Source organism: Streptomyces sp. NPDC041135 (genome assembly GCF_055592085.1).
This window is the reverse complement of sequence record NZ_JBVIYZ010000003.1, coordinates 564,565-580,636: the sequence shown is the minus strand read 5'-3', so window position 1 is coordinate 580,636 and position 16,072 is coordinate 564,565. Positions and strand designations below refer to the sequence as shown.

General features: G+C 75.4%; 14 protein-coding genes. 5 read left to right on the top strand and 9 right to left on the bottom strand.

Features of this window, described 5'->3' with window-relative positions:
* Nucleotides 1-341 precede the first annotated feature (341 nt).
* Together ACZ6CZ_RS10800 and ACZ6CZ_RS10795 are read right to left on the bottom strand one after the other, a co-directional pair.
* Nucleotides 342-767: an OsmC family protein gene (locus ACZ6CZ_RS10800; protein ID WP_469017758.1), complete on the bottom strand. Its 426-nt coding sequence runs from the start codon at nt 765-767 to the stop codon at nt 342-344.
* Nucleotides 768-926: 159 nt separating this feature from the next.
* Entirely contained in the window at nt 927-3,095 is a 2,169-nt protein-coding gene (locus tag ACZ6CZ_RS10795) for a phage holin family protein (protein WP_469017755.1), read from the bottom strand.
* A 574-nt stretch (nt 3,096-3,669) separates the two neighbouring features.
* Here ACZ6CZ_RS10795 and ACZ6CZ_RS10790 point away from each other — a divergent pair.
* Together ACZ6CZ_RS10790 and ACZ6CZ_RS10785 are read left to right on the top strand one after the other, a co-directional pair.
* A complete protein-coding gene (locus ACZ6CZ_RS10790) occupies nt 3,670-4,722 on the top strand; it encodes a fatty acid desaturase family protein (RefSeq protein ID WP_469017753.1) in 1,053 nt (350 codons plus the stop codon).
* Nucleotides 4,723-5,288: 566 nt separating this feature from the next.
* Nucleotides 5,289-6,479, top strand: coding sequence for a PP2C family protein-serine/threonine phosphatase (locus ACZ6CZ_RS10785; RefSeq protein ID WP_469017752.1), 1,191 nt, complete (start codon nt 5,289-5,291; stop codon nt 6,477-6,479).
* Nucleotides 6,480-6,654: 175 nt separating this feature from the next.
* Here the strand turns inward: ACZ6CZ_RS10785 and ACZ6CZ_RS10780 are convergent, their stop codons facing one another.
* Nucleotides 6,655-7,086, bottom strand: coding sequence for a hypothetical protein (locus ACZ6CZ_RS10780; protein WP_469017749.1), 432 nt, complete (start codon nt 7,084-7,086; stop codon nt 6,655-6,657).
* An 83-nt stretch (nt 7,087-7,169) separates the two neighbouring features.
* Between ACZ6CZ_RS10780 and ACZ6CZ_RS10775 the strand changes: the two genes are divergently transcribed.
* Nucleotides 7,170-7,943 carry an MBL fold metallo-hydrolase gene (locus ACZ6CZ_RS10775; RefSeq protein WP_469017747.1) on the top strand — a complete coding sequence of 258 codons (774 nt, stop codon included), beginning with the start codon at nt 7,170-7,172 and terminating at the stop codon, nt 7,941-7,943.
* A 5-nt stretch (nt 7,944-7,948) separates the two neighbouring features.
* Entirely contained in the window at nt 7,949-8,596 is a 648-nt protein-coding gene (locus ACZ6CZ_RS10770) for a DedA family protein (RefSeq protein WP_469017915.1), read from the top strand.
* 39 nt (nt 8,597-8,635) lie between these two features.
* Here ACZ6CZ_RS10770 and ACZ6CZ_RS10765 read toward each other — a convergent pair whose 3' ends face one another.
* The 3 genes from ACZ6CZ_RS10765 to ACZ6CZ_RS10755 all read right to left on the bottom strand — a co-directional run bounded on the left by ACZ6CZ_RS10765 (nt 8,636) and on the right by ACZ6CZ_RS10755 (nt 11,860).
* Nucleotides 8,636-9,727 (bottom strand): MBL fold metallo-hydrolase, encoded by a 1,092-nt coding sequence (locus tag ACZ6CZ_RS10765; protein ID WP_469017745.1) that lies wholly within the window; start codon nt 9,725-9,727, stop codon nt 8,636-8,638.
* A complete protein-coding gene (locus ACZ6CZ_RS10760; protein WP_469017742.1) occupies nt 9,724-10,971 on the bottom strand; it encodes an aminotransferase class I/II-fold pyridoxal phosphate-dependent enzyme in 1,248 nt (415 codons plus the stop codon). Before ACZ6CZ_RS10760 ends, ACZ6CZ_RS10765 begins: the two co-directional genes overlap by 4 nt.
* A 211-nt stretch (nt 10,972-11,182) precedes the next feature.
* Nucleotides 11,183-11,860, bottom strand: a complete 678-nt coding sequence (locus ACZ6CZ_RS10755) for a hypothetical protein (RefSeq protein WP_469017740.1) — start codon at nt 11,858-11,860, stop codon at nt 11,183-11,185.
* Between the two features lie 495 nt (nt 11,861-12,355).
* Here ACZ6CZ_RS10755 and pdxR point away from each other — a divergent pair, with 495 nt between their 5' ends.
* On the top strand, nt 12,356-13,876 hold the full coding sequence (pdxR, locus tag ACZ6CZ_RS10750; RefSeq protein WP_469017737.1) for a MocR-like pyridoxine biosynthesis transcription factor PdxR: 1,521 nt from the start codon (nt 12,356-12,358) through the stop codon (nt 13,874-13,876).
* Here the strand turns inward: pdxR and ACZ6CZ_RS10745 are convergent.
* Genes ACZ6CZ_RS10745 through ACZ6CZ_RS10735 form a run of 3 tightly spaced genes read right to left on the bottom strand, consistent with a single transcriptional unit; the run spans nt 13,818 to nt 15,999 of the window.
* Nucleotides 13,818-15,335, bottom strand: coding sequence for a UbiD family decarboxylase domain-containing protein (locus tag ACZ6CZ_RS10745; RefSeq protein WP_469017734.1), 1,518 nt, complete (start codon nt 15,333-15,335; stop codon nt 13,818-13,820). The genes pdxR and ACZ6CZ_RS10745 overlap by 59 nt on opposite strands.
* Nucleotides 15,332-15,658, bottom strand: coding sequence for a chorismate mutase (locus ACZ6CZ_RS10740; RefSeq protein WP_469017731.1), 327 nt, complete (start codon nt 15,656-15,658; stop codon nt 15,332-15,334). The genes ACZ6CZ_RS10745 and ACZ6CZ_RS10740 overlap by 4 nt, the downstream gene beginning before the upstream one ends.
* Entirely contained in the window at nt 15,655-15,999 is a 345-nt protein-coding gene (locus tag ACZ6CZ_RS10735) for a cupin domain-containing protein (RefSeq protein WP_469017728.1), read from the bottom strand. The genes ACZ6CZ_RS10740 and ACZ6CZ_RS10735 overlap by 4 nt, the downstream gene beginning before the upstream one ends.
* Nucleotides 16,000-16,072: the final 73 nt, after the last annotated feature.

Sequence of the window (16,072 nt, the reverse complement as noted above, 5' to 3'; positions counted from 1 at the left end):
TTCCTCCTCGTGCAAAGCGTGCGAAGTGGAAGCAGCGCGATGGGAGCGCTCCCAAAGCCCATCGGCCCGAGACCGTACACGGTGTGCCGGGGCGCGTACAGGCATCCGGCAGCGGAACAATGCGGCCGCGCGGACGGCCCCGGCATGACCGCTGCTCAGACGGACGCGGCCGGGGCGGGGTTGTTACCTCCGGACCCCGGACGCAGCGATGCCGCGCCCCGGTGCGGGGCGCGGCATCCGTCGGCCGTGCGGTGGACGGCCGGTCGTCGTGCGGTGGACGGCCGGTCGTCGTGCGGTGGACGGCCGGCCGTGGTTGCGGTGGACGGCCGGTCGTCGTGCGGTCAGGCCAGCTCGGCCGTGAGGGTGATGGTCGTGCCGGTCAGGGCCTGGCTGACGGGGCAGTTCTTCTTGGCGTCCTCGGCGGCGGCGGCGAAGCCGTCCGCGTCCAGGCCCGGGACCTCACCGCGGACGGTGAGGTGGATGCCGGTGATGCCCTCGCCCGGCTGGAAGGTGACGTCCGCCTTGGTCTCCAGCCGGGTGGGCGGGGTGCCGGCGCCGGCCAGGCCGTGCGAGAGGGCCATGGAGAAGCAGCTGGAGTGGGCGGCGGCGATCAGCTCCTCGGGGCTGGTCTTGCCGTTCGCCTGCTCGGCGCGCGACGGCCACGACACCGGCTGCTCGCCGATGCCGGAGGAGTCGAAGGTGACGACGCCGGTGCCCTTGAGCAGGTCGCCTTCCCAGACGGTGTGTGCGGTGCGCGTGGTAGCCACGGTGGTTCCTTTCGGGTGCGGTCCCGTTTCCGAGTCCCCTGGGTTTTCCCTGGTCCCATCCGATCACATCCGGGCGCACGACACCCGCGAGAACGGCCTACGGGGGACGAGCACCCGGTGCGTCCGCGCCGGCGCCGGGTGTCCCCGCGCCCCCGCCCCTCAGGCTGCCCGGTCGGAGTGTGCCGCCTGGCCGGTCTGCCCGGAGCGGTCGGCGTCGGCCGGTTCCCGCGCCGTTAGCGGCACCTGGGGCCCGGCCGGTTCGCGCAGCCAGCGGCGCAGTACGCGGTGCACCTGCTCGGCGCCCACCAGGTCCTCCCCGTCGGCCACCGGCGCGGACAGGGCCAGCGGGGAGAGCAGGAACGGGCGGCCCTGGTCGCCGCCGAGGCCGCCGTGGGAGCCGATCTGCTCCTCGAACGCGAGGACTTCGCCGTCGGCCGGGTCGTACGCGGAGTTGACCATGATGTCGGCGGTGTGCGGGAAGGAGTGGGTGCGGCGCACGGCGTCGGCGGCGCCCGGGCCGAACGGGCCCAGCGGGCCCGGCTCCTCGTCGAGGCGGTCCAGCGGGATCTGTGCCCCGTCGGCCCCGAGCACGACACCGCCGTGCTCCGCGCTGCGCACCAGCAGGAAGCCGATGCCGGGGTGGTTGGCGAGGGTGGTGAGCAGGCCGGGGTGGCGGACGTCGATCTCCTCCTTGGTCATGCGGTGCGGCACGTCCGGGAAGGAGATCAGGCCGAGGTTGCCCGAGGCCAGCACGATCGGCTCGGACCGCGGTCCGGGGCGGTGCCGTTCGCCGCCCTCCTCGACGGGCCTGCGCAGGGCGGCCCGTACGGCCGCGCGGGCCTCGGCGCCGCTGTGCGTGCGCTCGGCGCGGCGCGGGACGTGCAGCCCGCAGCCGGCCCGGACCAGGTCGGCGAGGGTGAGGCCGTAGCGGGAGCGGAAGGTCTCGCCGGGACTCTGCCCGTGGTCGGACAGGACCACGATCCGGTAGGGGCGCGGGGCGTGTTCGGCGACGTTCTCGATCAGCGCCAGGGAGCGGTCGAGGCGTTGCAGGACCCTCGCGGCGTCGCGGCTGCGCGGACCGGAGTGGTGGGCGACCTCGTCGTAGGCGACCAGGTCGGCGTAGACGGCGGTGCGGCCGGCGAGCATGTCGCCGGTCACGGCGGCGACCACGACGTCGCGTTCGACGACGGTGGCGAAGGCGCGGACCAGCGGATAGAGCCCGCCGCGCCCGACCCGGGGACGCTCCTTGCGCAGCCGGGCCCGGCTGGACTGGCCTATCTCGCGGGCCACCTCGGCGGCGAAGGACAGGGCGGTGCGCACGGCGTTGGCGGGATCGCAGAAGTAGGCGAAGTACCCGGCGCGGCTGCGGTTCTCGCGGCCGCGGCGGCGGGTGGCGATGGACAGCACCAGGGCCTGTTCGTCGGCGCCGCCGCTGAAGAGGTTGCCGCGGCTGGCCCCGTCGGCGGTGAGCAGCCCGCCGTCGCCGGTGCGTTCGACGGCCCGGCGCTGGAGTTCGGCGGCGCTGGTCGGGCGGTTGCAGACCATCACCTCGCGGTGCTCCTTCTCGTACCAGCGGAAGGCGGGTATGTCGAAGGTGCTGCCGTGCAGGATGCCGAGCTGGCTGGCGCCGGTCTGGCTGGACCAGTCGGTGCGCCAGGCGGTGAGCCGGTGGGTGGGCCGCGGGACGGGCCGGTGGGTGCCCCGGCGGCCGGTCCGCCCGGTGGCAGCGCTCGCGCCGTCGGCGGCGAGCCAGCGGGCGACGGTCGGCACCAGTCCCGCGCGGACGGCCTCGGTGAGGACGTCGTGGCCGACGCCGTCGAACTGGACGAAGACGATGCCGGGGGTCTCCGGGCAGGGCGGGCCGGAGCCGCGGCGGCGGTGGGCGAGCCGGTAGAGCCTGCGCCGGTAGGCGTCGTCATCGCGTACGGCCAGGGCGGCGCCGGTGGCGGAGGCGACCGCGGACATCACGGCGGCGACGATGACGGCGGTCTCGGGGGCGGCCTCGCTGTCACCGGAGGGGTTGATGCGCAGGGCGAGCAGCAGCAGGGAGCCGTTGAGGAAGAAGACCAGCAGCCCGAGGACGAGGGCGGGCACGAGCAGCAGCAGCCGGACCAGCAGGGGCCACACCACGGCGGACAGGAGACCGAAGGCACCGGCGCCGAGCGCGGCGGTGACCGCGATGTGGGTGGCGCTGTCCCCGTCCGGTGACTGGAGCCGGAAGTCGGGCAGCAGGCCGGCGAGCACGAGCAGGGTGAGGGTGCTGACCGCCCACACCGTCACGCTCCGCCCGACCTGACTGGCCACCCGCCGCCACCGCACGCCCCGCACACCTCACGTCCCGGCCCCCGACCGTCACGGGCCCCGGGCCACCCTGCCACACGGGCCGCGACCGCCCGACCGGACCCCGGCCCCGGGCCCCGCCCCCGGCCTCCGGGCCCGGCCGACACCGGGAGCGGCGGCCGGCGTGACCCGGCGTGGCGCCCCGCCGGCCACCTCTCCCTTCGTGAAGTGCGCCGGCAGTCGGTCACCGGTCGTGGGGATCCCTCTCAGCCGTCGGGGTGGTCAGCGCCCGGCTGTGCCCGTCATGCCGGCGGAGGGTCAGCCGTGGAGCGGGCCGGGCGCCGGGTCACCTCGGGGGACGGGACGGCGATCGCACGCGGTCCACTGCCGCGGACGGTTGCGGGACCGGCCGCCCGCCTCCTCGCACGCGGGGCACCCGCCGTCGTCGCGTGGACCCGATCGAGAAGCGGGCGGTCGAGGGCGGCCGTCAGGCCACGGACATCCGCACGCCGGAGCCGTCCGACTGATCGGCGGGGAGATGGGTACCCGGGGGCCGCCTCGCGTCCGGCGCGCACGCTCCGACCGGACACGGGCCGTCAGCCCGGAAGGACGCATCAGCAGCATGACCACGCACACCCCACCCCGTCGCCCGCCTCCGTCCACGGGCGGCAGCGACTTCGCCCGTCTGTCCAGGATGATCGCCGAGGCCGGCCTGATGAACCGGCGCCCCGGCTACTACACCGTCCGGTCCCTCGCCGTGACCGTCGCCTACGCCGGGGGCTGGAGCGCGTTCGTCCTCCTCGGCGCCGGCTGGTGGACCCTGGCGCTCGCCGCGTATCTCGCCGTGATGTTCGGCCAGGTCGCTCTGCTCGCCCACGACCTCGCACACCGCCAGGTCTTCCGCCGACGCCGGCCCAGCGAGATGACCGGCCGCATCGCGGCGGCCGCCATCGGGATGGGCTACGGATGGTGGCAGGACAAACACACCCGACACCACGCCAACCCCAACCACGAGGGCCTGGATCCCGACATCGACCCCGACGTGCTGGTGTGGTCCCAGGACCAGGCCCGTGCCGCGACCGGGCTGCCGAGGCTCCTCGGCCGCTGGCAGGCGTTCCTCTTCTTCCCCCTGCTTCTGCTGGAAGGGGTCAGCCTTCACGTCGCCAGCGCGCGAGCACTGGGCAATCGCGCCCTGAAGAAGCGCGCCCTGGACGGCACGCTGCTCTGCGGGCACCTCGCCGCCTACCTGACCGCCGTCTTCCTCGTCCTCCCGCCCGGCATGGGGATCGCGTTCCTGGCCGTCAACCAGGGCCTGTTCGGCCTCTACCTCGGTTGTCTGTTCGCTCCCAACCACAAGGGCATGCCGATCCTCACCGGCGACGACGGGCCGGACTACCTGCGCCGCCAGGTTCTCACCGCACGAAACGTACGCGGCAACCGGTTCACCGACCTCGTCCTGGGGGGACTGAACCACCAGATCGAACACCACCTGTTCCCCAGCATGCCCAGTGCCCACCTGCGCAGGGCGCGGCCCATCGTCCGCCGCTACTGCCAGGACCTGGGCGTGGACTACCTGGAAACCGGACTGATCGCCTCCTACCGGCAGGCACTCGCCAGCCTCCACCGGGCGGGAGCCCCGCTGCGGCGAGCCCGTGTCAGCACGGCCCCGGTGTGACGCACGCCCACCGACCGTAGAAGATCCCGCCGCCCCTCCCGGCCCGGAAGGACATCCCTCGTGAAGGGCCCGCCCCTCCGCCACCGGGCAGCCGTACGGATCACTCAGCGGTGGGCACGGCACGTCCCACTGCCGCGACCACCCCCGGTCGTCCGACCGGGGGTGGTCGGGGAAAGAGAACACGCGTCCGCGATCAGTCCACTACACTCGGGTGAAAGCCTCTGATCAGGGAAAACGGCAGAGCGCTACGAGGGCGCGCCGCCGGATGCCAGTAGTGAGGGCGTGCGGACCTGCATGTCCCGCCTTCGTTTCGGTCACAGCGTCACCGGAGCGTCGCCCGAACGTCGCGGACATGCCGGACGGCGCGTCACAGCTCCACCCCCTCGACCGGACCCGGCACGCAGCCAGTGACCCTGAGTACCAGCGAACGGCGAGGAGTCACCGTGACCGTAGGCGGGCCGGACGAGGACGGTGGGTCACCCGGTCGTACTCCACCCGACAGGGCTGGCCGGTACCGGGCGACGACCTTGGCGGGGGCGCTGGCGGCGGCGGAGTCCGCGGCGCCCGTGGAGTCGCTCGACGTCGTCGCGCGCATGCTCAGGGATCAGCTCGGGGCCGCGTCGGTCTCCTTCCTCATCACCGACTTCGCCGGCGGCTCGGTCGTACGACTGGGCACGGCGGGCAGCGTCGAGACCGACGAACCCCCCAGGCGCACGACGCTGCGGGGGACCCTGTACGACGACGTGATCCGCACCCAGCGGCCGGGCGTGGAGGAGGCGGGCGAGGGCGAGCCGGTCCGTGTCGTCGCTCCCGTGACCAATCGGGGAGACGCCATCGGTCTCCTCGAACTGTTCCTGCCCGCGGCGCCGGACGCGGAGGTGATGCGGGTGATCGGCGAGACCGCGCACGCGCTGGCCTACATCGTCATCGCGAACCGGTCCTACACCGACGTGTATCAGTGGGGCCGCCGTACCGTCCCGCTGAGCCTGGCCGCGGAGATCCAGCACCGGCTGCTGCCCGCGTCGCTGGCGTGCGAGGGAGCGCAGTTCGCGGTCGCCGGGGCGCTGGAGCCGGCGGACCACGTTGGGGGTGACACCTTCGACTACGTGATCGACCGGGACACCGTCCAGCTCTCCGTCACCGACGCCATGGGGCACGATGTCGCCGCCGCGCTGCTGGCCACCCTTGCGGTGGGCGCCCTGCGCCGGGCCCGGCGGGCCGGTGCCGACCTCGCCGAACAGGCCCGCCAAGCGGACCGGGCCATGCGCGAGCACGGCCGCCAGAGCTACGTCACCGGCCAGCTTCTGCGTATCAGCCTGATCGACGGCAGGACCGAGTTCGTCAACGCCGGGCACCCCTGGCCGCTGCGGATGCGCGACGGGCTCGTGCGGGAGATCGCTCCGGAGATCGATATGCCGTTCGGCTTCCATGTCCCTCACGGCTACCGGGTCCAGTCGCTGGACCTCCGGCCGGGTGACCGGTTGGTGATGCTGACCGACGGCATGCTGGAGCGCCACGCCCACCCCCTCGATCTGTCGGATCTGATCATCCGCACGCGCGCGCTGCATCCCCGTGAGGCCGCTCGCACCCTCATCGCGGCGGTCGTCGACGCCCATCACGGCCACCTGAAGGACGACGCGACCGTCATGTGCCTGGACTGGCACGGCGCCGGCCACTCCCGGCGGGACGCCGACACCGGGGCCGACCTCGCCGGCGCCTCCGCCCCGCGACCGGGGCGGACCGTTCCCGGGCGATGACCCGGGCACCGCTCCGGCACTCCGGTCACTCGCTCCCGCGGGCTCCTGGGCAAGTGGATGCTCGGCCCCGGGTGACCGCTCCACCCCGGACAGACGCCTACGACCAGCGGGGACCACTTCGCCGGCCGACAGCCGCTCGCCGACCGGTCGGCGGCGGTCATGGCCCGCCGACCGGTCAGCGGCCGTCGTAGCCGGCCGTCGGCATCGACAGCCTGCGGTGCACCCGTGCCTTCATCTGCGCGTCGTACGACGGCTCGGCCCGCCCCACGGTCTCCATCCGCACACCGCGCCGCGCGCACTCGGCGGTGAACTCCTCGACCGACGACAGGGCGCGCTCCAGCACCCGGCGGCTCGGCGCGACGAAGACGTCCACGCCGGAGCGGACCCCGTCCCACAGCGCGCAGTGGTCGAAACGCAGCCCGCGCACGAGGAGTTCCCGGGCGACCACGTACCCCCGCTCCGCGGCCCAGCGCGCGCACATCGCGTGCTGGCTGCGGGAATCGACGAGGAAGGGATCACGCTCCAGTTCCTCCAGGGGAGTAAGGCTGGCGATCGCGGTCACCCGTACCACCGCAGGCCGGCCGGAGGCCCTCCGTACCTGTCCCATGGCGTCCCCTCACCTCCGGTTTCGCCGCCGACCCTACTCCTGCCCGTAGGCTTCGGGGAGTCGCGCGAAGGAGGCAAAGGAAGGTGCCGGTGGAGATCACCTGGTGGGGTCACGCCACCTGCACGGTCGAGGACTCGGGCGTGCGTGTGCTGACCGATCCCCTGTTCGCCCGCCGGCTCGCGCACCTGCGCCGCCGCCGGGGCGCCACGCCCCCGGCGCACGCCCGCCGCGCGGACGCCGTCCTCGTCTCCCACCTGCACGCCGACCATCTGCACCTGCCCTCGCTGGCGGCGCTCGCGCCGGGCACGCGCCTGGTCGTGCCCCGGGGCGCGTCACGGGCGGTGCCGGGGCTGCGCCGGCTGACCGGGCTGCGCGTCACCGAGGTCGGCCCGGGTGACGTGACCCGGGTCGGCGACCTCACCGTACGGGCGGTGCCCGCGCTGCACGACGGGCGGCGGCTGCCGGTCGGCCCGCACCGCGCGCCCGCGCTCGGGTACGTCGTCGAGGGCGAGGCACGGACCTACTTCGCCGGGGACACCGGGCTGTTCGACACCATGGCCGAGGAGGTCGGGCCGGTGGACGCGGCGCTGCTGCCGGTGGGCGGCTGGGGACCGTACCTCGGCGAGGGGCACCTGGACGCGGGGCGGGCGGCGCGGGCACTGGCCCGGCTGGCGCCGCGCTGCGCGATACCGGTGCACTACGGCACGTACTGGCCGATCGGCATGGACGCCGTACGGCCGCACGAGTTCCACGCGCCCGGTGACGAGTTCGTGCGCCTGGCGGCCAGGTACGCGCCCGGCGTGGCGGTGCACAAGCCGGCGCACGGCGAGAGCGTGCGCCTGCAGGTCGCCCGGTGAGCCGGCTGCCGGCCGCGGCGGCCGTGGCCGCCGCGTCGACGCCGCCGGTCGTGCCGGTGGCGTCCGCGTCCCAGGCGCTGGGGTACCCCTCGCTGTTCCTGCTGGTGTTCTTCGGCGCGCTGGTCCCGGTGATCCCCACGGGGGCGCTGGTGAGTTCGGCGGCGGTGGTGGCGTTCCATCAGCAGGCGCCGCTCACGCTGGTCCTGGTCTTCCTGACCGCCTCGCTGGCGGCGTTCCTCGGCGACGCCGCGCTGTACTGGCTGGGGCGGCGCGGGTTGCGGTCGAAGAACGGCTCGCGCTGGCTGGAGGCGATCCGGTCCCGGGCGCCGGAGGACCGGCTGGACCAGGCGCGGGAGAAGCTGGCCGAGCACGGGACGGCGGTGCTGGTGCTGTCCCGGCTGGTGCCGGCGGGCCGGATACCGGTGATGCTGGCCTGCCTGCTGGCCGACTGGCCGCTGCGCCGCTTCGCCCGGGGCAACCTGCCGGCGTGCCTGGCGTGGGCGGTGACGTACCAGCTGATCGGCATCCTCGGCGGCTCGCTGTTCAAGGAGCCGTGGGAGGGCGTGGTCGCGGCCGTCGTACTGACGGTCCTGGTCAGCGCGGTGCCGAACGTGTGGAAGCGGGTGCGCGCCGCCGCGAGCGCTCCGCAGTAGGGGGCGGTGCCGCGGGCAGGAGGGGCGCCGCGGGCGGGGTCACAGCACGCGGGAGCCGCCGATCGGCATGTCCCACAGGTCGGCGCGGTCCCGGCCCGCCTTCTCCCAGGCCGCCCGCACCCGGGTGAGCGGTTCGAGGACCGGCTCGGCGGAGAGGACGAACGTGCCCCAGTGCATGGGCGCCATCCTGCGCGCTCCCAGGTCCAGCGTGGCCCGTACCGCCTCCTCCGGGTCGCAGTGGACGTCGCTGAGCCACCAGCGGGGGTCGTAGGCGCCGATGGGCATGAGGGCCAGGTCGATCCCGGGGTAGCGGCGGCCGATGCGCGAGAACCAGTGGCCGTAACCGGTGTCGCCGGCGAAGTAGAGGCGCTGCCCGTCGGCGGCGGTGAGGACCCAGCCGCCCCAGAGGCTGTGACAGGTGTCGGTGAGGGTGCGCTTGGACCAGTGGTGCGCGGGCACGAAGTCGAAGCGCACGCCGCGCAGTTCGGCCGCCTCCCACCAGTCCAGCTCGGTGACGCGGGTGAACCGGCGCCGGGCGAACCAGCGGCCGAGGCCGGCCGGCACGAACACCGGGGTGTCGCGCGGGAGCCGGCGCAGCGTCGGGGCGTCCAGGTGGTCGTAGTGGTTGTGGCTGATGACCACCGCGTCGACGGGCGGCAGGGCCTCCCAGGCGACCCCGACCGGGGTGATGCGGGCCGGGGTGCCCAGGATGCGGCGGGACCAGACGGGGTCGGTCAGCACGGTCAGGCCGCCGATCCGCACGATCCAGCTGGCGTGCCCCGCCCAGGTGACGGCGAGGGTGCCGGCGTCGACGCGGGGCACCGGGGCGGGGGCGTAGGGCAGCCGGGGGATGTCGGCGAGTCCCTCGGGCCCGGGGCGTACGGCGCCCTCGCGGGCGAAGCGGGCCAGGGCCTTGAAGCCGGGCAGCGGTGCGGTGAGCCGGTCGTGGAACGTCCGCGGCCACACCCGCCGTTCGCCCAGCGGGCGGGGCTCGGCGAGCGGCGGGGCGGGGGCGGCTAGGGGCCCCGATGTGACCGATCCGGACGGCTGCGGCTGGGTCGGCTCTGACCGCGTCGGCTGTGGCTGCGTCGGCTGGGATTGGGTCGGCTGGGACTGCGTCTGCTGCGTCATCGAGGAGGCTCCCATCGCTGAGCGTCGTCGCGGAGATCGTCGAAGGCCGACCTCAAGGAGATCAACGCGCGTTGCACGTGCGGCAGTTCCAACGGCGAGGGTGACGTGAGGGATGCCGTCCGCTCCTCGTCCGTGCCGCCCAGCAGGGGCCCGGTGGCGAGCCGTACGCGCAGCGCCCCGAGGTCGTCGCCGAAGCGGTGGCCGCCGGGCGCGGGCATGCCGAGCCGGGTGGTCAGGAAGTCCTCCAGTTCCTGCGCGTCGCCGACCCCCTGCGCGCCCAGCGCCGTGTGCAGGGGCCCGAGATCGGCGTACAGGTGGCGGCCGGCCTGCGGCGGCCGGGCCAGGGCGCCCGCGGCGACGACGGTGGCGTGCGCGGCGGCGGCCACGCGCGCGTGCAGCCGGACGGCGGCCGCGCGGCGCCGGGTGACCGGCTCGGGCTCCCCGAGGGCGTAACCGGCCGCGGCGGCGACCGGCGCGGCGACGTGCGCGCCGAGCGCGGTCAGCACGTCGAGCACGCGCGCGTGCAGCCCCTCCCCGGCCGGTCCGGCGGGGAAGCGGGCCACGGCGGCGGGCCAGCCCGCCGGCAGCAGCGCGCCCGCCAGGTCGGTGACGACGGTCACCCGGTCGGGCAGCATCTCCGCGGGGCTGAGCAGGACCGTCCCGTGCGGATCGTGCAGGGTGTCGCGCCAGGTCTCGTCGCTGACCAGGTGCAGTCCCTCGGCGGCGGCCGCCTGGACGGTCTCGTGCAGCAGTTCGGGCGGGGCGACGGTGGCGGTGGGGTCGTCGGCGACCGACAGCACCAGCAGCCGAGGGTCACCGCCCTCGGCACGGACCCGCCGGACGGTCTCCAGGAAGGCGTACGGGTCCGGCACGCCACCGCTCTCGGCGGGCGTGGGCACGTGGAAGACGGGCCTGCCCAGCAGCCGGGCGTACGGCGCCCACCAGGCGGCGCAGGGGCGGGGCACCAGGACGTCCCCGCCGATCGCGGCGGTCAGGGCGAGCAGCAGCGAGGGGGCGCCGGGGCCGGCGGTGACTCGGCCGGGGGCGCACCGCAGCCCGCGCCGCTCCCAGTAGCCGCGGGCCGCCTCCAGCAGGGCGGGGCCGCCGCCGGTGGGTTCCTCCCCGGCGCGGTTCGCGGCGGCGGCGAGCACCGCGGCGAGTTCCGGCAGCACGGGCAGCCCGTCGTCCGGCGACGGCGGACCGTAGCGGACGGGGCCGTGGCCTTCCGGGTCCGTCCGCCGCATGTCCGCCTCCGCGCAGTCCGTGCTGCCGTGTGCTGTCCCCGTCCGGGCCGTGCTTGCCGTGCTCCGGCCTCGGCCGCCGCGCGATCCGGCGCCGTGCGGCTGGTGCGTACGGAGTCCGGTGGTGCCCTTGGGCTTGCGAGTACCCGGAGACCGTGCCGTCCATGGCGACCGGTTCGCCTCGCCCGGCTCGCATCCGGGCGGTCCGGCCGGCTCAGCCGCCGCTGTGCCTGCGGCCCCACAGCCGGTACACGGCCCCGCCGCACGCCACGGCGACCAGCACCCCGCCGGCGGCCAGCGCCGGGACGGACACGCCGGAGGGGCCGCCGGTACCCGCGTGCGCGCCGTGCTCCACGGTGGGCGGAGCGCAGCCGGCCGCGTCCCCGGGCTCCCGGCAGCCGTGCCCGTCCTCCTGCCGGCCGCTGTCCTGCCTACCGCTGTCCTGCTTACCGGGGTCCTGCTTACCGGGGTCCTGCTTACCGGAGTCCTGCTTACCGGTGCCGGGTTCCTTGCTGGCGCCGGGTTCCCTGCCGGTGCTCGGCTCCTTGCCGGTGCCTGGGTCCTTGCCGGTGCCGGGGTCCTGTGCGCCGGTCCAGGGGGCCGCGCTGTCCGGCCCCACGACGTCCGGCCCGACACCTCCCGGCCCCACGACGTCCGGCCCCAGGACGTCAGGTCCCACACTCTCCGGCCCCACGACGTCAGGTCCCGCACTCTCCGGCCCCACGCCGTTCAGCCCGTCCCCGCCGTCGTCCCCGCTCCCCCACTCCTGCTGCGGCGAGGGCAGGCGCTGCCCCGGCGGCGCCTGCTGCCCGGCGGTGGCGGCGGGCGTGGCTATGGCGAAGGCGGCGCCGGCCAGAACGGCGACGGACACGGCACGTGCGGTGCGGCGCATGAGGTGGGCTCCTCGCGGGTGGGCGGACCGGCCGGCGGACCGGCCGGCTGGGGAGCACGGCGTGCCCCCGCTGCCCATCACAGCCCCCCGCACCGCCCGCCGCGCGCGGCCGGACCCCATTAGCGGGATGCGAACGGCCCAACGGGTGACCCTGGACCCCTCGGCACCCGCCACCCGGGAGGTGGCTGGGCGCGCCTCGGCGGGGCGGCGCGGGCGTGACCGGTGGCTGTGGTGAGCCGCTGGTGGGGAAGGGTCGGGTGGTAGGGTCGGGTGGTGTCGAGGGGTGTCTCCTCGGGTGCGTCGGCCGGCCTTCTCGCCCGGCTCTCCCGCCCGGTTCGGAGCCCGTGACCGGGTGGGCAACCGCGGTCCGGGGGCGGGGAGATGCACCGTCGGGGGAGTTTCGCGCCGGGTCCCGGGCGCGTGGTGGGGACGGGGTGGTCCGGCGTCGCGGCGGGTGGGGCCACCGTCGTCGTGCGGCGCGGCTGAGGGGGTGTCATGGGGTCCACGGAGCTGCTCATCACCCTGGACCGGGAGAGCCGCGCCACGCTGCAGCAGCAGGTGTGCGACCAGGTCACCGGGCTGGTGCGCGCGGGCCGGCTGCGTGCCGGTGACGCGCTGCCCGCCTCACGGGAGCTGGCCCAGCAGCTGGGTGTCTCGCGGACGGTCGTCATCCGGGCGTACGAACTGCTGCGCGCCCAGGGGATCGTGACGGCGCGGCGCGGCTCGGGCACCCGGGTCGCGGAGCTTCCGGCCGGTGGTGCCGCGGAGCGGGCGGCCGTGCCGAGGCCCGCGCAGCGGGTGCCCGCGCCGCCCCGGCCCACCGACGAGGGCAACCCGCTGTGGCAGCCGTGGGAGCCGCCGCCCGTGCTGCGGCGGCCCGGCAACGTCCTGGACTTCCGGCACGGCACCCCCGCGCTCGCCGCGTTCCCGGTCGCCCGCTGGCGCCAGTCCCTGCACGAGGCGTACGGGCGGGCCGACGCGGCCGCGCTCGGCTACGGCCCGGCCGAGGGGTCGGCGACGCTGCGCGGGGAGATCGCCGCCCTGGTGCGGCAGAGCCGGGCCGTCGACGCGGCCCCGGAGAACATCATGGTGACCGGCGGGGCCACGCAGGCACTGGACATCCTGGTGCGGATGCTGGTCAGGCCGGGTGACGTGGTGGTCATCGAGGACCCCAGCCACACCGTCCTGCGGCAGGTCTTCGGCTGCTCGGACGCGGCCGTGGTGCCCGCCCCGGTCGACGAGGAGGGCCTGCGGGTCGAGGACCTCGACGACCGCGTACGGGCCCACGGGCACGACCCGGCGCGGGTGAAGCTGGTGTACGTGACGCCGTCGCACCAGTTCCCGACCGGCTTCATCATGTCGCAGGCCCGCCGCCGCGCGCTGATCGCCTGGGCGTACGAGCGTGGCGCGACGGTCCTGGAGGACGACTACCACAACGAGTTCACGTTCACCGCGGAGCGGCTGCCCGCGCTCGCCGCCGAGCGGCACCGCGACACCGTCGTCTACGTCGGCAGCTTCAGCAAGACGCTGTTCCCGGCGCTGCGCATCGGCTACGCGGTGCTGCCGCCGCACCTGGTGCAGCCGTTCCTCGGGATCAAGTGGATCACCGACCGGCTCACCCCGACGGTGTCGCAGGAGGCGCTGGCCGACTTCATCGCGACGGGGGCGTACGCCCGGCACATCAGCCGGATGACGCGGCTGTACCGGCAGCGCAGAAGGCGGCTGCTGGAGGCGTTGTACGAGCATTTCGGCGCCGGGGTGCGCGTCTCCGGGGAGGCCGCCGGACTGCACGTGCTGATCTCCTTCACCGGGGCGCGCGGCGTGCCGGAGGAGCACATCGTGAAGCGGGCGGCCGAACGCGGGGTCCGGGTGTACCCCGCGTCCGGCTACTTCGTCCTGGAGCCGCCGGCCGAGCCGACGTTCCTGGTGGGTTACGCGGCGCTGACCACCGCCCGGATCACCGAGGGCGTGGCACGGCTGTCCGCCGCGGTGCGCGAGGCGACGGGCCGGGCCTGACCCGCGGTGACGGCACCCCCGCCGCCTCCGGTGGCGCGGCGGGCTCGGTGAAGCGGGGGCGGCGGAAGCGGGCGCGCTGCGCGTGCGGCACGGTGCAGTCGAAGTGCGCCTTCGCGGTGCGTCCGTCGGCGGAGAGGCCGGCGGAGTAGGCGGTGGACTGGGACGGGTCGAGGGGGAAGCCCTCGCGGTCGGACAGCACGGTCAGGTCCCGGTCGGCCTGGAGCCGGGTGGTCATCGCCCACCACAGGTCCGCGTCCGACTCGGGGTCGACGTCGTCGTCCACGGAGAGGACGAGCTTGGCCATCCGGAACTCCTCCAGGATCAGCTCGCCGGACTCGCGGACCAGCCGGTCGTCGGCGGGCGACCGCTTGGCGCGCCACTGGAGGACCACCATCAGCTGGCCCCCGCCCGCCGTGTGGCAGTGCACCGCCTCGACCGGTGCCCCCAGGCGGCGCAGCCGGCCCAGGACCGCGGCCTCCATGCCGAAGCCGAGCAGGACCGACTGCTCGTGCCCGGGGCCGGAGACGGTCTGCAGGATGGCCCCCTCGCGCGCGGTGATCCCGGTGACCCGCACCGTGGGCAGCGCCGGGTGGGCGCGCCCCTGGTAGCCGAGGAACTCGGGGGTGGCGGACGGGCCGTCCGGGTTCTCCGGGACCAGGTCGGCGAGGAGTTCGCCCTCGATGACGTACTCGGCGTGGGCGACGCAGTCGGTGTCGACGGTTGCGCACCGGGTGAGTTCCACCGGTGCGCCGCCGAGGGCGCCGGCCACGGCGAGTTCGTCGACGCCCGCCGGGACCAGGGAGGTCGGGCAGCAGGAGGCGAGCAGCAGCGCCGGGCCCAGGCCCAGGTGGATGGCGACGGGCAGGTTCTCGCCCCGGCGGCGGGCCGCCAGGTGGGCCGTCTCCAGGTCCCGGCCGGGCACCATCCAGATGGTCAGCCGGTCGGGGCCCTGGACGCACATCCGGTGCACGGACAGGTTGCGCACACCGGTGTCGGGGTCGGTGGCCAGGACCGCGCCGAGCGTCAGGTACGGTCCCGCGTCCTCGTCGGTGACGACGGGGACGGGCAGCGCCGTCAGGTCGGGCGGGAGGCGGTCGCGGGTCCGGGCCCGCCCGGCCGGGACCCGCGTCGGGGCCACCGGTGACGCCACGGCGTCCAGCAGCCGGGGCGCCATCTCGCCGGGGGTGAGGCCGAGGAGTCCCGCGGCGCGCCGGCGGCTGCCGTACAGGCCGATGAGGACCGAGCGGGGCGGTCCGGCGCCGGTGGGCACCACCCGCTCGAACAGCACGGCGGGGCCGGGGCCGGTGGGCGGCGGGGCGGGTGTCCCGGCCCACTTGGCGTACCGGGCGGTGACGCCGAAGCGGGCCGGGACCTCCTCGCGGACCCGCACCAGCTCGCCGGGGAACGGGTCCAGGCCGGCGAGTGCGGTGCGCAGGTCGGCTAGCCCGCGGCGGGTCATGCCGCCCCGTTCGCGGCGGCCGGGGACGGGGCGGCGGCGCGGCGTTCGGCGAGCCGCTCGAGCTGAAGGTCCGTCAGCTCGCGGATGAGTGTGCGGTACACGGCCTCGGCGACGGCGGGCGGCATGCCCTCTGCGTCGGCGAGCCGGCGCACCTTGGCGATCACCTGCTCGACCCGCCGCGGTGACCGGACGGTCTCCTCGTCGTGCTTGAACTCGGTCAGCTCCCGCACGACGGCCGTGCGCCGGGCGAGCAGGGCGACGATCTGCCGGTCGAGCGCGTCGATAGAGCCCCGCAGCTCCTCGATCCTGTCGGTGCCGCTCATGGCGCGGGCACCTCGTCGATGACGTAGACGACGGTGGGCTCGAGGTCGGAGCCCTGCGAGCGGTGCCGTTCGTCGCCGGGGATGATGAAGCCCATGCCGGGGCGGCAGGGCACCGAGCGGTCGTCGAAGTGGATGGTGAACTCGCCGCGCAGGACGTAGCCCTGGTGGCCGCGCTCGCACCACTCGTGTTCGTCGAAGCCCGCGGGCAGCTCCAGCAGGCGCACCCGGAACCCTCCGGTGTACGCGATCTTGACCCGGCCGTCGGCGCCGGGCTTGTTCCACTTCTCCCACGGGATGGCGTCGAAGTCGATGCCGACGAGGGTGGGGGTGACGGTGGACATGGTGTGGGCACTCCTGATCGTGCGGTGACGGGGTGGGCGGTGCGGGTGGTGCCGTGGTGCCGGTGGTGCGGGG

Coding starts and splice junctions, on each gene's coding strand:
- ACZ6CZ_RS10760 (WP_469017742.1), bottom strand. CDS start 10,971: ATGCGGCGGACGGACCCGGAAGGCCACGGCCCCGTCCGCTACGGTCCG.
- ACZ6CZ_RS10745 (WP_469017734.1), bottom strand. CDS start 15,335: ATGACCCGCCGCGGGCTAGCCGACCTGCGCACCGCACTCGCCGGCCTG.
- ACZ6CZ_RS10765 (WP_469017745.1), bottom strand. CDS start 9,727: ATGACGCAGCAGACGCAGTCCCAGCCGACCCAATCCCAGCCGACGCAG.
- ACZ6CZ_RS10780 (WP_469017749.1), bottom strand. CDS start 7,086: ATGGGACAGGTACGGAGGGCCTCCGGCCGGCCTGCGGTGGTACGGGTG.
- ACZ6CZ_RS10790 (WP_469017753.1), top strand. CDS start 3,670: ATGACCACGCACACCCCACCCCGTCGCCCGCCTCCGTCCACGGGCGGC.
- ACZ6CZ_RS10755 (WP_469017740.1), bottom strand. CDS start 11,860: ATGCGCCGCACCGCACGTGCCGTGTCCGTCGCCGTTCTGGCCGGCGCC.
- ACZ6CZ_RS10735 (WP_469017728.1), bottom strand. CDS start 15,999: ATGTCCACCGTCACCCCCACCCTCGTCGGCATCGACTTCGACGCCATC.
- ACZ6CZ_RS10740 (WP_469017731.1), bottom strand. CDS start 15,658: ATGAGCGGCACCGACAGGATCGAGGAGCTGCGGGGCTCTATCGACGCG.
- pdxR (WP_469017737.1), top strand. CDS start 12,356: ATGGGGTCCACGGAGCTGCTCATCACCCTGGACCGGGAGAGCCGCGCC.